Annotated in this window: 17 protein-coding genes; 7 read left to right on the forward strand and 10 right to left on the reverse strand. The window is 60.6% G+C overall.

All coding sequences use genetic code 11. The features are described 5' to 3' along the window. The first annotated feature begins 203 nt into the window (after window positions 1-203). A complete protein-coding gene (locus tag ND528_RS10475; protein ID WP_024013370.1) occupies window positions 204-2,012 on the forward strand; it encodes a monovalent cation:proton antiporter-2 (CPA2) family protein in 1,809 nt (602 codons plus the stop codon). 121 nt (window positions 2,013-2,133) lie between these two features. On the opposite strand, the gene hcnC is transcribed toward ND528_RS10475, so the two are convergent. The 4 genes from hcnC to ND528_RS10495 all read right to left on the reverse strand — a co-directional run bounded on the left by hcnC (window position 2,134) and on the right by ND528_RS10495 (window position 5,884). After that, window positions 2,134-3,393 carry a cyanide-forming glycine dehydrogenase subunit HcnC gene (gene hcnC, locus ND528_RS10480; RefSeq protein ID WP_263470271.1) on the reverse strand — a complete coding sequence of 420 codons (1,260 nt, stop codon included), beginning with the start codon at window positions 3,391-3,393 and terminating at the stop codon, window positions 2,134-2,136. After that, window positions 3,386-4,795, reverse strand: coding sequence for a cyanide-forming glycine dehydrogenase subunit HcnB (hcnB, locus tag ND528_RS10485; protein ID WP_263470272.1), 1,410 nt, complete (start codon window positions 4,793-4,795; stop codon window positions 3,386-3,388). The genes hcnC and hcnB overlap by 8 nt, the downstream gene beginning before the upstream one ends. Next, the gene (locus ND528_RS10490; RefSeq protein ID WP_130910256.1) at window positions 4,792-5,106 is read right to left on the reverse strand and encodes a (2Fe-2S)-binding protein; all 315 of its coding nucleotides are present in this window, start codon (window positions 5,104-5,106) and stop codon (window positions 4,792-4,794) included. Before ND528_RS10490 ends, hcnB begins: the two co-directional genes overlap by 4 nt. Window positions 5,107-5,344: 238 nt before the next feature. Then, entirely contained in the window at window positions 5,345-5,884 is a 540-nt protein-coding gene (locus ND528_RS10495) for a hypothetical protein (RefSeq protein ID WP_263470273.1), read from the reverse strand. A 490-nt stretch (window positions 5,885-6,374) separates the two neighbouring features. Here ND528_RS10495 and ND528_RS10500 point away from each other — a divergent pair, with 490 nt between their 5' ends. Both ND528_RS10500 and ND528_RS10505 read left to right on the forward strand, forming a co-directional pair. After that, complete coding sequence (locus tag ND528_RS10500) at window positions 6,375-6,740, forward strand: DUF6124 family protein (protein ID WP_263470274.1); 366 nt, start codon at window positions 6,375-6,377, stop codon at window positions 6,738-6,740. A 13-nt stretch (window positions 6,741-6,753) separates the two neighbouring features. Further along, window positions 6,754-7,113 (forward strand): DUF6124 family protein, encoded by a 360-nt coding sequence (locus ND528_RS10505; protein ID WP_263470275.1) that lies wholly within the window; start codon window positions 6,754-6,756, stop codon window positions 7,111-7,113. A 179-nt stretch (window positions 7,114-7,292) separates the two neighbouring features. On the opposite strand, the gene ND528_RS10510 is transcribed toward ND528_RS10505, so the two are convergent. Beyond that, window positions 7,293-8,222, reverse strand: a complete 930-nt coding sequence (locus tag ND528_RS10510) for a hypothetical protein (RefSeq protein ID WP_263470276.1) — start codon at window positions 8,220-8,222, stop codon at window positions 7,293-7,295. 308 nt (window positions 8,223-8,530) lie between these two features. On the opposite strand from ND528_RS10510, the gene ND528_RS10515 reads away from it, so the two are divergent. Together ND528_RS10515 and ND528_RS10520 are read left to right on the forward strand one after the other, a co-directional pair. Continuing rightward, the gene (locus tag ND528_RS10515) at window positions 8,531-9,214 is read left to right on the forward strand and encodes a response regulator transcription factor (RefSeq protein WP_016775228.1); all 684 of its coding nucleotides are present in this window, start codon (window positions 8,531-8,533) and stop codon (window positions 9,212-9,214) included. Then, complete coding sequence (locus tag ND528_RS10520; RefSeq protein WP_123442155.1) at window positions 9,192-10,586, forward strand: sensor histidine kinase; 1,395 nt, start codon at window positions 9,192-9,194, stop codon at window positions 10,584-10,586. Before ND528_RS10515 ends, ND528_RS10520 begins: the two co-directional genes overlap by 23 nt. Window positions 10,587-10,728: 142 nt before the next feature. Here the strand turns inward: ND528_RS10520 and ND528_RS10525 are convergent, their stop codons facing one another. The 4 genes from ND528_RS10525 to ND528_RS10540 form a co-directional block, all read right to left on the reverse strand. Next, the gene (locus ND528_RS10525) at window positions 10,729-11,139 is read right to left on the reverse strand and encodes an SRPBCC family protein (protein ID WP_137214825.1); all 411 of its coding nucleotides are present in this window, start codon (window positions 11,137-11,139) and stop codon (window positions 10,729-10,731) included. A 21-nt stretch (window positions 11,140-11,160) separates the two neighbouring features. After that, window positions 11,161-11,958 (reverse strand): SDR family NAD(P)-dependent oxidoreductase, encoded by a 798-nt coding sequence (locus ND528_RS10530; protein WP_263470277.1) that lies wholly within the window; start codon window positions 11,956-11,958, stop codon window positions 11,161-11,163. 351 nt (window positions 11,959-12,309) lie between these two features. Next, window positions 12,310-12,978, reverse strand: a complete 669-nt coding sequence (locus ND528_RS10535) for an HAD-IA family hydrolase (RefSeq protein WP_263470278.1) — start codon at window positions 12,976-12,978, stop codon at window positions 12,310-12,312. 56 nt (window positions 12,979-13,034) lie between these two features. Further along, on the reverse strand, window positions 13,035-13,448 hold the full coding sequence (locus ND528_RS10540) for a response regulator (RefSeq protein WP_263470279.1): 414 nt from the start codon (window positions 13,446-13,448) through the stop codon (window positions 13,035-13,037). 198 nt (window positions 13,449-13,646) lie between these two features. Between ND528_RS10540 and ND528_RS10545 the strand changes: the two genes are divergently transcribed. Then, window positions 13,647-14,588: a class I SAM-dependent methyltransferase gene (locus ND528_RS10545; RefSeq protein ID WP_263470280.1), complete on the forward strand. Its 942-nt coding sequence runs from the start codon at window positions 13,647-13,649 to the stop codon at window positions 14,586-14,588. Between the two features lie 121 nt (window positions 14,589-14,709). Here the strand turns inward: ND528_RS10545 and ND528_RS10550 are convergent, their stop codons facing one another. Next, window positions 14,710-15,489: a helix-turn-helix transcriptional regulator gene (locus tag ND528_RS10550; protein ID WP_130911514.1), complete on the reverse strand. Its 780-nt coding sequence runs from the start codon at window positions 15,487-15,489 to the stop codon at window positions 14,710-14,712. Between the two features lie 111 nt (window positions 15,490-15,600). Here ND528_RS10550 and ND528_RS10555 point away from each other — a divergent pair, with 111 nt between their 5' ends. After that, window positions 15,601-16,704, forward strand: coding sequence for a polyamine ABC transporter substrate-binding protein (locus ND528_RS10555; protein ID WP_263470281.1), 1,104 nt, complete (start codon window positions 15,601-15,603; stop codon window positions 16,702-16,704). Window positions 16,705-16,716: the final 12 nt, after the last annotated feature.

Below are 16,716 nucleotides of genomic sequence, written 5' to 3' on the forward strand. Positions count from 1 at the left end.
GATGCAAATTATTACAGACCTGATGAAAGCTGCCCTTGTGGGAGCGAGCCTGCTCGCGAATGCGGGGCATTAGTCAATGCATAGGTGATGACCCACCGCATTCGCGAGCAGGCTCGCTCCCACATTGGATCTCGAATGGTCTGGAGACCGCGTAACCCTTATCCTTGTCACCCTCGCCGTACCCGTAGTCAGGAGTCGTTCCAATGCCCCATGAAGGCAATCTTTTGCAAGCCGCTGTCGTGTTTCTGTTCGCGGCCGTGCTCACCGTGCCTTTGGCCAAACGTCTGCAACTGGGCGCGGTGCTCGGTTATCTGTTTGCCGGGGTGATCATCGGCCCGTCGGTGCTCGGCCTGATCGGCAATCCGCAAAGCGTTGCGCATATCTCCGAGCTGGGCGTGGTGTTGCTGCTGTTCATCATCGGCCTGGAGCTGTCGCCGCGCCGCTTGTGGGTGATGCGCAAATCGGTGTTCGGCGTCGGTCTGGCGCAGGTGCTGTTGACCGCATCGGTGATCGGCGTGCTGGCGCTGTCGGTGTTCGGCCAGCCGCTGAACAGCGCCATTGTGCTGGGCCTCGGTCTGGCGCTCTCCTCCACGGCGTTCGGCCTGCAAAGCCTCGCCGAACGCAAGGAACTGACCAGCCCCCATGGACGCCTGGCATTTGCGATTCTGCTGTTCCAGGACATCGCCGCGATTCCATTGATCGCCCTGGTGCCGATGCTCGCCGGCGTCGATCACCACACCAGCACCGCCGACGATATTCGTCACAGCTTGCAGGTGCTTGGCGGCATTGCCGTGGTGGTGATCGGCGGGCGGTATCTGCTGCGTCCGGTGTTCCGCGTGGTGGCGAAAACCGGGCTGCCGGAAGTGTCCACCGCCACCGCGTTGCTGGTGGTGATCGGCACGGCGTGGCTGATGGATCTGGTCGGTGTGTCGATGGCGTTGGGCGCTTTTCTCGCCGGTCTGCTGCTGGCGGACTCGGAATATCGCCACGAGCTGGAAGCGCAGATCGAACCGTTCAAGGGCCTGCTGCTCGGGCTGTTTTTCATCAGCGTCGGCATGGGCGCCAACCTCAGCCTGTTGTTGAGCGCGCCGATCACCGTGTTGGGACTGACCCTGCTGCTGATCGGTCTGAAATTGCCGCTGCTGTTCGTCGTCGGACGTCTGGCAGGAGGATTGAACAAAATCAGCGCAATTCGCCTCGGCATCGTCCTCGCTGCCGGCGGTGAGTTTGCGTTTGTGGTGTTCAAGATCGGCCGCGATCAAGGCCTGTTCGAGCCGCGTCTGTACGACCTGCTGGTGCTGACCATCACCCTGTCAATGGCGCTGACGCCGTTGTTGCTGTTGATCTGCGCACGGCTGGTCAGTCCGAAAGTACAGCCGGTGGAAGTGCCGGAGAAATTCCGCGAAATCGACACCGAAGCGCCACGCGTAGTGATTGCCGGCATGGGCAGGATGGGCCAGATCGTGGCGCGGATTCTGCGCGCGCAGAACATCAAGTTCGTTGCGCTGGACACCTCGGTGGAAACCATCGAACTGTCGCGCAGCTTCGGCGGTGTGCCAGTGTTCTACGGCGACCCGATGCGCCCGGAAATCCTTCACGCGGCGAAGGTTGGCGAAGCGGAATATTTTGTCATTGCCACGGACGATCCGGAGACCAACATCAAGACTGCCGAAGTGGTGCACAAGCTCTATCCGCACATGAAAATCATCGCCCGCGCGCGTAACCGTCAGCACGTGCATCGCCTGGTGGATGTCGGCGCGGAAGCGATTCGTGAGACCTATTATTCGAGCCTGGAAATGAGCCGGCGCACGCTGGTCGGCCTCGGTCTGACCCAAGCCCAGGCCGATGCGCGGATCAAGCGTTTCAAGCATCACGACGAACAGGTGCTGGAGGCGCAACACGCCGTTTACGACGACGCCGCCAAAGTCCTGCAGACCGCCCAGGAAGCCCGGGCGGAACTGGCCAAACTGTTTGAATCGGATCAACTCGAAGAAGAAGCGCGCAAGTCCTGATCGTGCCTTGCGCAGATCCAACTGTGGGAGCGAGCCTGCTCGCGAAAGCGTCGTGTCAGTCACCCAATACTTCACTGACAGATTGCATTCGCGAGCAGGCTCGCTCCCACAGGGGATTGGGTCAGGCCCGTTCCAGCGCGGGGGCGGGCTCGACCGGCGCGACTGCAAACCGATCCGCCAGAAACGGCGTGATATCCAGCGGCAGCGGCTCGTCATTCACCAGTTTATCCAGCAACACACCGGTAATCGCCGAGGTCAGAATGCCGGTGCGGAAGTGCCCGCAAGCATTCAGATAACCCTCGACCTCACGCATCGGCCCGAGGATCGGCAACTCATCCGGAGAGCCCGGACGCAGCCCCGCCCATGTGCGCTTCAGATTGACGTCCACAAGCTCCGGCAGACAGCGCACCGCGCCCTGCACCAGCCCGGCGATTTCCGGGTAGGTGGTGGTGACGTCGAAGCCTTTGTCTTCGGTGGTGCTGCCGATAAGGATTTCGCCGTTGTCCTTTTGCGCCACGTAGCAATCGCTGGTGGTCAGGCAGCCGTTAAGGATTTTCGGCATGCGTTCGGTCAGCAGGATCTGCCCTTTCACCGGTTTCACCGGAATACGAATTCCCGTCGCCCACTCGCTCAAATCCGCCGCCCAGGCACCGGCGGCGTTGATCAGCGTCTTGCAGTGAAACACGCCCGCTTCTGCCGTCTGCACGCCGGTCACACGAGTGCCGTGATGCAACACGCCGGTGACGTTGGTGTTGACGAAGATGTCGACGCCGTTCTGCCGCGCGCCTTCCATGTAGGCATCGGCGAGGCGGAACGGACTGACCTGATGATCGCAGAGAAACTCCAGCGCCCCGCGCGCCTCATGGCTGACACTCGGTTCGGCCGCGCGCAACGCCGCTTGATCGAGCCAGCGCACCTGATCGGCCAGATGCGGAATGCAGCCGACGATGTGCTCGGCGTAGAGCCGATCTTCGTCGTCATAGATCACGAATTTCAATCCGGTCTTTTCGAACTTGCAATCCATGCCGTGGTTGTCTTTCAGCTCGCGATGCAGCGCCGGGTACAGCGCGTTGGACTGCAAGGCAAAATCAAAAAACGACGCCGGCAATATATGCGGCGTACTGGCGTCCACCGCTACCGCAGCGCCCTGGGTTGCGCGCTTGCGGTTGGCCGACATCATGCGAAAGAAAATTACCCCGCAACCGAGGCCGACCGACTCGCCGATCGCCCATAAACCTCCCGCCGAAGCACGGGTCGCATTGCCGGGGCGCTTGGCGTCGATCAATGCCACCTTGAGATCTTTGCGTTTGGACAATTGGTAGGCGCAGGAGGCGCCGATCACGCCGCCACCGGCAATGACCACGTCGTAGAACTTACTCATGGCAAGCGCCCTCCGTGCCGAGAGACTGGAACGCGGAAAACGGCACCGGATCGATTGGAAAGCGCGGGCGCAGCCAACCGACATCCTGACGTCCGGTGGCCTGGCGCAAGCGATCGCTGCAATAGCCGACGCACATCCGCCCCTGACAATCGCCCATGCTCACGCGGGTGCGCATTTTCAGGCTGGCGATGTCTTGCACACCCTGCTCCAGCGCCAGATCGATGTCGGCGCGGGTCGCATGTTCGCAGCGGCAGATCACCGTGTCGGCTGCGGGCAAAGCAGTCTGACCTACGCCGCGCTCGGTGTAGCGATCCACCGCCGCACGAAAGCGCACGATGGCTCTGAGCTTGCTCGCGTAGCGGTCACGGCGCACCCGAGCCAGCTCGGCGTCGAGCACACCGCGTTGCAGCAGGATCGAAGTGGCGGCGATCTTGCCCGCCAGCATCGCCGCTTCACCGCCGCGGATCCCGCCCATGTCGCCGGCCAGATGCACATGCGCCACGCTGCTTTGCTGCCAGACATTGGCGTGGGCACGCAGGTAGCCATCGGCGCTGAAGCCGTGATCAAGGCACATCTGCTGGCTCAATTGCGTGCGCGGAATAAAACCGTAACCGACCGCCAGCGTCTGCGCTTCGAAACGCTCCACCCGCGACAGATCCGCCTCCCACGTCGACGAATACGGCGCGACGCTGACGCTTTTCAATTCGCCCTCGCCGTGGGCTTCGACCACGCCCCAGCCATAGTTCATCGCAATGCCGTGCAGCTTCAGATAAGCGAGCATGCTCAAGCCGTCGAGGAACAGCTGCGGCTTGTTCAGCAGCGCCAGACTCTCGCGGGCGATCTTGCCGAATGCGCAAGCCTCATAGACGCCGGCGACGCGCACGCCAGACGCATGTAACTGGGTCGCGACAAGCGGCAGCAACGGCCCAGTGCCGGCGATGATCACCGGCCCTTGCGGCTTGACCACGCCACTCTTGATCTGCAACTGCAGGCCGCCGAGCAGGATCACTCCCGGCAACGTCCAGCCGGGAAACGGTACGCTGCGTTCATGGCAACCGGCGGCCAGCAGCAGTTGCGGATAAGCGATCTCATGCAGCTGTTCATCGCCATCGAGCACCACCAGAGCGCGAGTGCCTTCAGCGCCGACCACGCGATGGTTGAGACGTACGTCGATCAGCCCTGACTGCTGCTGAAATTCACCGTGCAGTTTGTCCAGTGCTTCGGAATAACGCGGCCCGAGATAATCCAGTTGCACACCATCACGCAGCGGCCCGCGATAGACCACGCCGCCGAGGCGCGAAGCCTCTTCGAGCAAGGTGCAGCGCACGCCGTGGCGCGCCAGTTCGATGGCCGCCGCCATCCCCGCCGGCCCGCCGCCAACGATCAACGGTTGCAGGCTCATACAACCTCCTGCGCGACGACGCGGTTGACTCGGGTTTCGATCTGCATACCGTCGCGGACCACGGTCTGGCAGGCGCGGCGTTTGTGCCGACCGTTGATTTTCACCAGGCAGCACTGGCACACGCCCATGCCGCAATAGGCGCCGCTGATCTGATCGTGATCGTTGCGTGCAACCTGGCGCACGCCGAGGGACTGGATGACGCTGAGAACGGTTTCGCCGATGGCGGCGCTGACCGCTTGGCCATTGATGTGCACGGTCATGTCCGCCTGCACCAAGGGCTGGATATCGAAGGTTCTTTCTAGGCAGTTCATTTACGGTGTTCGTCCGTGAAGATTCAGTTGAGGTTGTGTCAGCTCCTTGCTGCACTACGCCTCGTCGACGCTTTTATTGCTGTGTTTTCAACGTCGACGCGGATACTTCGTCAGCGCAACAAGGTGCGCGACAAGCACTGTAGCTCATACCTCAGCAAAGGCCTGGATCATTTACGGTAGGCGATATCGCCAGGGGAAATATTGATCCAGGCCAGTGAAAATGGCGGGATGGAAACGGTTAGTTGGAGAAGACGTACTGGCCTTTGATCTTCTTTGCGCCGATCAACGCAAGGTCCGGGGCCAGCAGGTTTTTCAGCCAAGCGACGTAGAAGATCATCGCCAGCGTGATCGCCACGCCGACCACCGTACCGATCGGGTCATCCGCATATTCCTTGAACATGCGCGGCATCTGGCTGATCGAGAGCATCACGTACACCGTATAGGCATGGGCCGCGTTGCGATAGAAACCCCAGGCAAAAAGCAAAGGCACGCCACCGGCGAACAAACCAAGTCCGATGGCGAAACCGCTGCTGATGGTCAGCCCGAGGAGATAGCCGCCCACCAGACCGATCAGCGCCTGAACGTAAGTCAGTCCAAGAAGGATTTTGATCTTGCCGGCGTGTCGTTCGATCAGATCCGGATCGGGGCGTGAGCCGATCAGATAGGCCAGCGCCTTGTCTTTCAGCGCACCACCGGAGAATGCCTTGAAAGTCTCGGTTTTCGAGCGACCGGCATCGAGCATTTCGCTGACCTGTCGTTTGGTTTCCTTCTTGTCCAACGTATTCTTCCTTAATTGAAAAATCGGGGGAGTGAAGCTAGGGCACTTCGCGAACCGATTGTCGCTTTGTTGAGTTGCCGAAAGCAAAAGGCTCAGGCATGCCGGCCCTTGCGCAGTGGATAAACGCAATTTGTCGATCATGTTTAAATCACACGTGCTGTTACGGCATCGGACTTACAACGCCTTGCGTCGCTGCCTACGGGTGCATCAGAATCCGCCGGCTTACACGGCTATCGGTAGGGCTATATCGTTTCCCTGTCACTGCAAAACAGTGATCGGGTTTGGTAGCCCGTTTCTTGATAGTTGTATGGCGTCCCTTTAAGCGGCCCCTCCTTTGAGGGTCAGCTCTTCATGGTGACCATGCGTGGGGCTCATTCGTGAGCGCCGGGGTTAACTATCTTGACCGGTCTACCAACCTGCGCGTGGCCGCCACCCTTCGTTTGGTAGCGATAGTGACGGCTCTTCATTCATTCAAGATAGAGAGTCATCCATGTTCAAAGTAACGCCAAACCCGCCAGAAGCCGATTCGATCCCGTACGACCCTGCTCTGGAGCCTCAGCGCATAAAAGACGCGGCCGCTCGTGCCATCAACTTTTATCTCGATCCGCAAACCCTGAAGACCACGATTCCCAATCGCCAACCGGGCCGGATCTTTCTCGTCGACCCAACGGTGGACGAGGAAACCTTGCTCCTCGAAGCCTGTGAATCGCTGGCTGCGGCGAACGACATGGCCCGCGAAATGAGCAACGTCATCGAGCCTGCACAGCGCCGTTCGCTGCTGATGTTGCAGCAAGTGATCATGCTGAGTGAGCTGGTCGTCAATCGCGTGCTCGACAGCCGACGCGTGTCGAACTAGCCGCAACCGGGGTATGAGGGGGCGTGCTCCCTCACTGCCAGCGTGCACGTCACCCCGTGGCGCTCTCTCTCACACCAAGCGGCTCTCATCGGAGTTTCAGCTGATGTCACACACACCTTCCAATCCGCCGGCCAGGATCAACGCCACGCCGTACAGCCCCAATACTCTGTTCATGGTCAACCTGCAATCCGACACCGAATCCCTGCTGGTCAACGCGTGCGAATCCCTGGCGTCCGCCACGGTGATGCTCGGTGACTTTGCCGGGATGCTCGAAGGCTCACGGCGCAATACCCTGTTGGGCATTGCGCAAGTGGTCATGTTGGGAGAACTGGCCGTGAACAAAGCGCTGGATAATGTCGTGCCGACCGAGTGATTCGCCAAGCTTGCGTTTGAAGTTCCCAAACGCAAAAAAGCCGCTTTCACCCGAAGATGAAAGCGGCAGAGGCATCCTGCCTCAGAGGGATCAGTGCACGAACAGGGCGATCAGGATGATGATCGGGATCGGTACGCCGAGGAAGAACAGCAGTAATGAGCGCATGGTGACTCTCCTTTTTAACGGACCGGAGTGGTAGTGGTGTAGGTGTCGACTTCAACGTACTCGACCGCATCGCGACGACGACCGCCGAAAGTGGCTGCCAAGCTGGCGAAGAACGCACCGGCCAGCAGCGCGACGAACATCCACAACGAGGTGTAGGCAGCGACTTTGGCGGCGGTATCGGCCGCTTGCTGAGCTTTCAGTTTGGCGTCAGCGATGGCTTTCTGGGTGTTGGCGTAAATTTCGTCGACACGACGTTCAGCATCGGCCTGGCTCAGGTTGGTACGTTGCGACACCAGTTGTGCGAGGTAGGTGCGGTCTTCGGCGCTGAGCTGACCGTTGGCCAGGCTCTGGGCGAAGATGCGGGTCACGGTGCCGCGTGCGGCGTCGTCGCTGACGGCAGCAGGACGATCATCGCGGAACAGGCTGTCGACGAAGTAACCGTACTGATCGCTGTCAGTATTGGCTGCGGCAGAACCGGCGGCCTGGCTCATGGCACCGGCAGCACCGCCGACGACGTTAGCCCCAGCCTGCACACCGCCGCTGACGACGCTGCTGACCGAACCGACCACCAGCACAGCGGTGACCAGCGTGGCGACGCACCAGGCGAGGAAGCCGTGGGCGGTGTCACGGAAGTAGACTTCGTCACCGTGCATGTTGGCCCATTTCACCCGCAGACGACCGGCAATGTAGCCGCCCATGCCGGAAGCAATGATCTGCGTCACAGCCAGCCAGACAATCGTCGAAATACCCAGGCCCTTGGCGCTGACGCCCTCTCCGGCCCACGGTGAAACAGCCGAAAAGCCCAGACCGAAACCGAGCAGCACCAGAATCATCGACAGCGCAGCGGCCGCCGCAGCACCGGCGAAAATCGCGCCCCAGGACACGCCTGAGACGCTGCTCGACTTTTCCACGGCAGGATAATAGCCATCAGGGGATCTATTCATTGTTGTACTGCTCCAGGCATGAAAAATGGTGTTACAACTCGTCAGGTGAGGAATTGCAGTGACCGTGCCAGTTACAGAAACTAAATAAACTCTTTATTTTCAACAGGTTATAAAGTTTGAACTTCGCTGATCCGTGCAATTTGCAATAAATGGTCAGCGCCTGCGGGTTTTCTGCATTGATGGCTGACTGGCAAATCCGATCAGTTCCGATTCACCGTCGCGACGAAGATGAAAGTTAATTTAAAGCGTCACGGTAAATTCTTGGCAAAATGCTGCCATTCCGTTTGAACCGATCAGCAGGCCTGCCTATGACTCGTATCTTGACCATCGAAGACGACGCCGTGACCGCGCGGGAAATCGTTGCCGAACTCAGCAGCCACGGGCTGGACGTCGACTGGGTCGACAATGGCCGCGAAGGTCTGGACCGTGCCGTCAGCGGTAACTACGACCTGATCACCCTCGATCGCATGTTGCCCGAGCTGGATGGTCTGGCCATCGTCACCACCCTGCGCACCATGGGCGTGGCGACACCGATTCTGATGATCAGCGCCCTCTCCGATGTCGATGAGCGCGTGCGCGGTTTGCGCGCCGGTGGCGATGACTACCTGACCAAACCGTTCGCCACCGATGAAATGGCCGCGCGGGTTGAGGTTTTGCTGCGCCGGCAGAACAGCGTCGCCACCCAGGCCACGACGTTAAACGTCGCTGACCTCGAACTCGACCTGATCAGCCATGAAGCCCGCCGCGCCGGGCAGGTGCTGACGCTGTTGCCCACCGAATACAAACTGCTCGAGTTCCTGATGCGCAACAGCGGCCAGATTCTCTCGCGGATGATGATTTTCGAAGAGGTCTGGGGTTATCACTTCGACCCGGGCACCAACCTGATCGACGTGCACATCGGCCGTCTGCGCAAGAAGATCGACGCAGCCGGCAACGTTCCGCTGATCCGCACGGTACGGGGCTCCGGCTATGTCATTGCCGAACCCGTCTGACGGCTGGCGCTCGTCCAGCAGCCGCTTGCTGGCGCTGTACAGCTCGCTGTTCGTGGCGTGGAGCGCGATCCTCATGGGGGTCATGTACTACGAGGTATCCGGCTACCTCGACAAACTGGCCAAACATTCGTTGATGCAACGCCAGCACCTGTTTTCGCACTTTCGCGGCGAGCAACTCGAAGACGCCCTCGCCGCCAGCATGACCTTCGATATTCGTGGTATCGACGCCTATGGCCTGTTCAGCGCTGACGGCGTTTACCTGGGCGGCGCACTTCAGCAAATTCCCGAAGGACTACCGCTCGACGGCAAGATCCATATGCTCGCCGAGTGCGCCGATTCCGATGACCCGACCCTGCCGAGCGACAGCTGCGATGCCGTGGCCACCCAGACTCGCGACGGTCGCTGGCTGGTGCTGCTGCGTGACAACGGCTCGCTGTTCGCGGTGACGCGGATTATTTTGCACGCGTTGTTCTGGGGCGTGTCGCTGACGATCATTCCCGGGGTCGCCGGTTGGCACCTGCTGCGGCGTCGACCGTTGCAGCGCATCCGCGCGATCCAGAACAGCGCCCAGGCCATCGTCGCCGGTGACCTGACGCACCGCTTGCCGCTGTCCAATCGCCGCGACGAACTGGACATGCTCGCCGCCATCGTCAACGCCATGCTCGAGCGCATCGAGCGCTTGATGAACGAGGTCAAAGGCGTCTGCGACAACATCGCCCACGACTTGCGCACTCCCCTGACCCGCTTGCGCGCGCAGTTGTATCGCATGCAGCAACAGGCCGGCGAAGGTTCGCAGGAAGCGGCGCAACTGGATCTGGTACTGGCTGAGGCGGACACGCTGATGGCGCGCTTTCGCGGCTTGCTGCGGATTTCCGAACTGGAAGATCGCCAGCGCCGCTCAGGTTTCGTCGAACTTGATCCGGTGCGTTTGCTGGAGGAATTGCACGAGTTCTATCTGCCGCTGGCCGAGGAAGGCGATCTGCGCTTTCAGTTGAACATGCCGGAGACACTGCCGCCGCTCAATGGCGACCGCGCGCTGCTGTTCGAAGCGCTGGCGAATCTGCTGAGCAACTCGATCAAATTCACCCCGCCCGGCGGCACGGTGATGTTGCGTGGGGTCAATGCGAATGGGCAGACGCGGATCGAGGTTCACGACTCAGGACCGGGGATTCCCGAGGCGGAACGTGAGGCGGTGTTCCAGCGTTTCTATCGCACCGAGGGCGGCCAGCCACAAAGTGGTTTTGGACTGGGGCTGTCGATCGTCGCGGCGATTGTCAGCCTGCACGGCTTCAGTCTTGAAGTCGGCAGCAGTGATCTGGGCGGGGCGAAACTGGTGCTGGATTGTCGGCAGAGTTTGATCAGCCAGGCCTGAGAGAATGCAATCCACCCTGTGGGAGCGAGCCTGCTCGCGAATGCGGTGGTTCAGTCACAGCAATGTTGACTGACCTGACGCCTTCGCGAGCAGGCTCGCTCCCACAGGAAGTCCCATGCTTCATAGGCGCTGTGTGAATCAATCAGGTCGGGTAGTTCGCCCGCAAGGCTTCGAGCCCGCCCTGGTAGATGCCATTGAACAACGCCACCACTTCTTCATCGCTCACGCCGAGCGCATTGAAGCGCCCCGACCACGTCACACGCGAGCCCTGCCCCTGGGCTTCAACCTTGATCGTCGCCAGATAATCGCTGGCCGGAAACGGTGCCTGTTCAATCGAATAGCTGTAGGTTTTTGCGGCGTTATCGAATGTCTGCAGACGTTCGACGACCACACCCCCGTCAGCAGTTTTCAGCGTGCGCACCCGCCCGCCTTCGCTCAGTTCACTGTTGGTAATCAATGGCAGCCAGTCCGGCAGCGTGTTGAAGCCGCCGATCAATTGCCAGACCTGATCGGCCGAGGCCGGGATGTCGATGGTTGCGGATGCTGTTGGCATAAAACCTCTCTTTCGGAAAATTCAGATAGTCAGGCTGTCGACCACACCGCCATCAACGCGCAACGCCGCGCCTGTGGTGGCCGAGGACAGCGGTGAAGCAATGTAAGTGACCAGATGCGCCACCTCCGCAACATCCGCTACGCGCTGGATGATCGAGGTCGGACGGGCCTTGCGCACAAAGGCGTCGGCTTCGTCGCGCAGGTCGCGCCCGGATTCGGCGGCCGCGTCTTTGAGCATTTCCTGCAGGCCATCGGTGAAAGTCGGCCCCGGCAGGATCGCATTGACCGTGACCCCGGTGCCAGCCAGACGCTTGGCCAGACCGTGAGACACCGCGAGGTTGGCGCTTTTGGTTACGCCGTAATTGAGCATGTCCGCCGGCGTCGCCACCCCGGATTCCGATGACAGAAAGATCACCCTGCCCCAACCCTGCTCAACCATCGCCGGCACGTAATGCCGCGCCAGGCGCACGCCGGAAATCACGTTGACTTCATAGAAGCGCGTCCACTCGCTGTCGGGAGTATCGAAGAAATCGACGTCGTTGAAGATGCCGAGGTTGTTGACCAGAATGTCCGCGCGCGGCTCGGCGGCGAAAAGCTTTTCCGCGCCCTCGGCCGTGCCCAGATCGGCGGTAAGACCCCGCAACTGCGCGCTGGGCACCGCTTGGCGAATGCTCGCCAGCGCCTGCTCGACCTTGGCTGTGTCGCGACCGATGACCACAACCGTCGCCCCGGCTTCAGCCAGCGACTGGCTGATGCCCAGGCCGATGCCGCCGGTACTGCCGCTGACAATGGCCAGTTTTCCACTCAGATCGATCTTCATGCGTTTACCTCATTAGCAAGGAGTTCCACCGCGCTCGACTTTGGCGACGATTTCACAAGCATGGATCAGCGTAGTTGCGATATTGCCGGCATGGTTGAGCTGCCGACCGGTGACGGGGATGTTGTTTGATCGACGATCCCCTGTGTCTGGCAGACCGTAGCCCCTCACCCTAGCCCTCTCCCGGGGGAGAGGGAACCGATCGAGTTGTGCTGAGTTTGCCCTCGACCTGAAAGACCATAGCGATTATGGATTCAGAGAAGACCTTTCACGTCGGCGTATTACCTGAATATCCCCCGGTCAGTCCCCTCTCCCTCCGGGAGAGGGCTAGGGTGAGGGGAATTTCGGAACAGATCAGATTTCCGTCAGACGAAGCAGACCATCGGCGCCGACCCTGACGCCGATCGCATCGTAACTGGCCAACGTCGCATGCGCCGTTTCGACCGGATGCTGATGCGTAGTGGTGATGATCATCAGCGCAGCGCCCGCCGCTTCCGCAGCCTGAATACCCACCGTGGCGTCTTCGAAAATCAGGCAATCCGCCGGTTCGACACCGAGCTTTTTCGCCGCCAGCAGATACCCCGCAGGATCAGGCTTGCCAGCCTTCACATCTTCCGCCGTGATCATCACCGCCGGCTCGGGAATCCCCGCCGCCGCCATCCGCCGCAGGGCCAGATCGCGAGGTGCCGACGTCACCATCGCCCAACGATTTTTCGGCAGAGCGTTGAGAAAGGCTGCCGCCGCAGGAATCTCGACAATGCCTTCAACGTCATTGATTTCCGCTGCGGTGATGAACGCCGCCTGTTCCTCGGCATCCAGCCCCGGCAGATTCAGCCGGGTGATGGTGTCGATCGCCCGCGCGCCATGGATGGTCGGCAAAAACGTCTCGACATCAACGCCATGGCGCACCGCCCACGCTGACCAGATGCGCTCGGCGGCAGCGATGGAGTTAAGGACGGTGCCGTCCATGTCGAACAGGAACGCGCCGAACGCGCGATCAAAAACCGATGCTTGTGCAGACAAAAGAACAAATCCTCTGACAGTTGGCCGGGCAGCCTGGCCCGGCAATGTAGCACTTGTCAGTGCAACTGCGGGGCCTTGGATTTGAACGCATTTTCCACACAGTCGAGCAACTGTCCGATCGCCCACGGCTTCTTGATGAACGCTACCGAATGCTTGACCCCGGAGGTCTCGGGCGTTTCATAGCCGGACATGACCATCACCGGTTTTTCCGGCCAGCGATCGCCGAACAGATTGGCCAGGTCCGCGCCGTTAAGCGTGCCGGGCATGGTGATGTCGGTCAGCAGCAGCGCAACATCGGCTGCATGTTTTTCCAGATACAGTGAGGCGGCGTCGGCGCTGGTTTGCGGTTCGACCTTGAACCCTTCCTCCTGGAGAATTTCGCAGAGAAACTCCAGAATCAACGGATCGTCCTCGACAACCAGAATCAACCCGCCAGGAAGGTGCGCGCTCGACGTAGGTGTAGGGCACATGAACAGCACTCCCCCGAATTACATTTTTGATAAGCGGTTTGAATCCGCTGCTTATCAGGTATGAGCAGCGCGCCTTGTAGAAATTCACTTTTGATACAGCAGATTTCGCCAAGGTGTTGTTTTTCGAAGCGCAGCGCCCGTCGAAAACCTTCATTTGTGGTTAAAATGCCGGCCCTTTGAACGGCCGAACCGTAATCCATGAACCCTCAAGCCCTCGCCACCCTCCACGCTCATTTGCTGCCCGCACTGGCGGCGGCACCCAGCGAAACCCGTCGGTTGTTTCACGGGCGCGGACGCTGCTGGCCGGGGCTGGAGCAGTTGACCGTGGACTGGTTGCAGGGCGTGGTGCTGGTGTCGCTGTTCAAGGAACCGGCGCCTGAGCAGCTGCAGGATCTGCGGGATTTACTGCTGCAACTCGCCGCATCGGCCGAATGGCAGCAGTCCGGCGCGCACACTTTGCTGATCCAGCATCGTTATCTGCCGCAGAGCACGGCCGAATGGCTGATCGGGGAGGAAATCGAAGAAATGACCATTGTCGAGGGTGGCTTGCAGTACCGCGTCGACCTGGGACGCAAGCAGAACACCGGGCTGTTTCTCGACATGCGCTACGGCCGCAACTGGGTGCGCGAACAGGCGGCGGGCAAGCGGGTGTTGAACCTGTTCGCTTACACCTGCGGCTTTTCCGTAGCGGCAATCGAGGGTGACGCCAGGCATGTGGTCAACCTCGATATGTCCCGCGCCGCGCTGAGCCGAGGTCGCGACAATCACCGCCTGAACGGCCACGACCTGAGCAAGGTCAGCTTTCTCGGCCACGACCTGTTCAAGTCCTGGGGCAAGGTGATCAACAGCGGCCCGTACGATCTGGTGATCATCGACCCGCCATCGTTTCAGAAAGGCAGCTTTTTGCTGACCAAGGACTATCAACGAGTGTTGCGCCGCTTGCCGGAACTGCTAACCGCGCAAGGCACGGTGCTGGCGTGCATGAACGACCCGTCGTTCGGCTCCGACTTTCTCATTGATGGCGTGACCCAGGAAGCGCCAAGCCTGCGCTTCGATCATCGACTGGACAACCCGCCAGAGTTTCCCGATATCGATCCAGAGAGCGGCCTGAAAGCCCTGGTCTTCCAGCGCATCAGCTGAAACACCAGAACCCCCTCTGTGGGAGCGAGCCTGCTCGCGATAGCGCTGTGTCAGTCACCAAATTTATTTCTGACAGACTGCTATCGCGAGCAGGCTCGCTCCCACACAAGTTCTGCGTTGATCAAAAAGCCGTCGGCCGCAGCACCAGTGCAAACAACTCACCGTGCCCGGTGACGTTGAGCTTGTGATAGAGATTGCGCCGATGCACCTTCACGGTCTCCGGCGAAATCCCCATCTGCTGGGCCATCGCCTTGCTGGAAAAGCCCTGCAGGATCAGGCGCGCCGTGTCGATCTCGCGCGCGGTCAGCCGGGCATCGAAACGGTCCAGCAGCGTCGCCAGATCACCCACCACCGCTTCAGCCACCAGCCCTTGCGGCGGCAGCAACTGCATGTGGCGATGCATCGCCGCCAATACCCAGTCACGAACGCACAACAGTCGGCCCTGCTCGGCCATGCCAAACGCGGTCGAGCGGCCCAGGGACAAGCCGAGTACCGCGCCTTCGACGTTGATCAGAAACTGCAGTTCATCCTCGCCCACCACGGCACGAAAGTAGCTCTGGTAGTACTCGCTGTGCAGAAACTGGTCCGGCGCAACGGACGCCAGGCTGTGCAGGCCGTCGCTGATCCCGCTGACGGCGGCTTGATAGAACGGATCTAGCAGGTACATGCCGGCGGTATAGCCGGCCAGCTCTTGCTGATCGTCGGCATAGCCCTTGCTGTCGAAGTCGATCAACAAATGCGGCGGCTGGCCGGCCTGCATCAGCGCGACGAGGGCATTGTCCAGCGGCACCAGCAGGCGCAGGGTGTCGACCAGCGCGCGCCAGAAACCGTCCTGCCCGAGGTGGGAAAATACCCGTGCCAGACTCTGATGCACCGGCAATTCCTGCAACAACGCGTCCACGCTCTACCCCTTTCGAGTAACCCATGATGGGAATGGGGCTGGTGTGACCGGCCCGTTAGCCTGACCACTCCAGTTCATCACCGGCCTGCGACAGGCCAGGAGTGCCGCATCATGCGTCGTCACCGTGGATCTATCAACCCGGGCCTGCTGGCCTGTTTTTGTCTCTCCTCGGCCGCCATGGCAGCCGACGTGCCGAGCGTGCATGTCTACAACTGGTACGACTACATCGGGCCGAACACGCTGCACGACTTCCAGCGCGACAGCGGCATCCGGCCGGTGTACGACACCTTCGACAGCGCCGAAGTGCTCGAAGGCAAACTGATGACCAGCCGCAGCGGCTACGACGTTGTCGTGGCGAGCAACTTCAGCCTGCCGACCCTGATCAAGGCCGGCGCCCTCGCCCCATTGCCTCGCGATCAACTGCCAGGCTGGCAGAATCTCGACCCCGATCTGTTGAAGAAACTCGCGGTCAACGATCCGGGCAATCAATACGCCGTGCCTTACCTGTGGGGCACCAACGGCATCGGCTACAACGTCGACAAAGTTCGCGCCGCGCTGGGTGACAAAGCGCCGGTGGATTCCTGGGAGTTGCTGTTCAACGAAGCCAATCTGGCCAAACTGGCCGAGTGCGGCGTGGCGATGCTCGATTCGCCGTCGGAAATGCTGCCGGTCGCCCTGCATTACCTGGGCTTGCCGCCGAACAGCACCAACCCCGAAGACTACAAAAAAGCCGAAGCACTGCTGCTCAAGCTGCGTCCGCACATCGCCTACTTCAACTCCTCGAAATTCATCAGCGATCTGTCCAACGGCAACATTTGCGTGGCGGTTGGCTGGTCCGGGGCGATGCTCGAAGCCAAGACCAACGCCGAGCAGGCCAACAACGGCGTGAAAATCGCCTACAGCCTGCCAAAGGAAGGCGCGCCAGTCTGGTTCGATACCTTGGTGCTGCTCAAGGACGCCCCCAATCGCGCACAAGGCCTGGCGTTTATCGATTACCTGCTGCGACCGGAGGTGATCGCGCCGGTCAGTGATCACCTGTCGTACCCGAACGGCAATCGCGCCGCGACAGCGCTGGTGGCACAAGCAACTCGCGACAACCCGGCGGTCTACCCGTCCCCTGCCGCCATGGCCACCCTCTACACCCTCGAACCCTTGCCCAAAGCCGTCGAACGCGTGCGTACGCGGGTGTGGAGCAAGGTCAAGAACGGCCAGTAACCCGCGCAAGAA

Origin of the sequence: Pseudomonas mercuritolerans, assembly GCF_025706525.1 — a bacterium.
Classification (GTDB): Bacteria; Pseudomonadota; Gammaproteobacteria; order Pseudomonadales; family Pseudomonadaceae; genus Aquipseudomonas; species Aquipseudomonas mercuritolerans.

Excerpts from the sequence above, each read along its gene's own strand:
- ND528_RS10475 (WP_024013370.1), top strand. The coding sequence starts at position 204 with ATGCCCCATGAAGGCAATCTTTTGCAAGCCGCTGTCGTGTTTCTGTTC.
- hcnC (WP_263470271.1), bottom strand. The coding sequence starts at position 3,393 with ATGAGTAAGTTCTACGACGTGGTCATTGCCGGTGGCGGCGTGATCGGC.
- hcnB (WP_263470272.1), bottom strand. The coding sequence starts at position 4,795 with ATGAGCCTGCAACCGTTGATCGTTGGCGGCGGGCCGGCGGGGATGGCG.
- ND528_RS10490 (WP_130910256.1), bottom strand. The coding sequence starts at position 5,106 with ATGAACTGCCTAGAAAGAACCTTCGATATCCAGCCCTTGGTGCAGGCG.
- ND528_RS10500 (WP_263470274.1), top strand. The coding sequence starts at position 6,375 with ATGTTCAAAGTAACGCCAAACCCGCCAGAAGCCGATTCGATCCCGTAC.
- ND528_RS10505 (WP_263470275.1), top strand. The coding sequence starts at position 6,754 with ATGAGGGGGCGTGCTCCCTCACTGCCAGCGTGCACGTCACCCCGTGGC.
- ND528_RS10510 (WP_263470276.1), bottom strand. The coding sequence starts at position 8,222 with ATGAATAGATCCCCTGATGGCTATTATCCTGCCGTGGAAAAGTCGAGC.
- ND528_RS10515 (WP_016775228.1), top strand. The coding sequence starts at position 8,531 with ATGACTCGTATCTTGACCATCGAAGACGACGCCGTGACCGCGCGGGAA.
- ND528_RS10520 (WP_123442155.1), top strand. The coding sequence starts at position 9,192 with ATGTCATTGCCGAACCCGTCTGACGGCTGGCGCTCGTCCAGCAGCCGC.
- ND528_RS10525 (WP_137214825.1), bottom strand. The coding sequence starts at position 11,139 with ATGCCAACAGCATCCGCAACCATCGACATCCCGGCCTCGGCCGATCAG.
- ND528_RS10530 (WP_263470277.1), bottom strand. The coding sequence starts at position 11,958 with ATGAAGATCGATCTGAGTGGAAAACTGGCCATTGTCAGCGGCAGTACC.
- ND528_RS10540 (WP_263470279.1), bottom strand. The coding sequence starts at position 13,448 with ATGTGCCCTACACCTACGTCGAGCGCGCACCTTCCTGGCGGGTTGATT.
- ND528_RS10545 (WP_263470280.1), top strand. The coding sequence starts at position 13,647 with ATGAACCCTCAAGCCCTCGCCACCCTCCACGCTCATTTGCTGCCCGCA.
- ND528_RS10555 (WP_263470281.1), top strand. The coding sequence starts at position 15,601 with ATGCGTCGTCACCGTGGATCTATCAACCCGGGCCTGCTGGCCTGTTTT.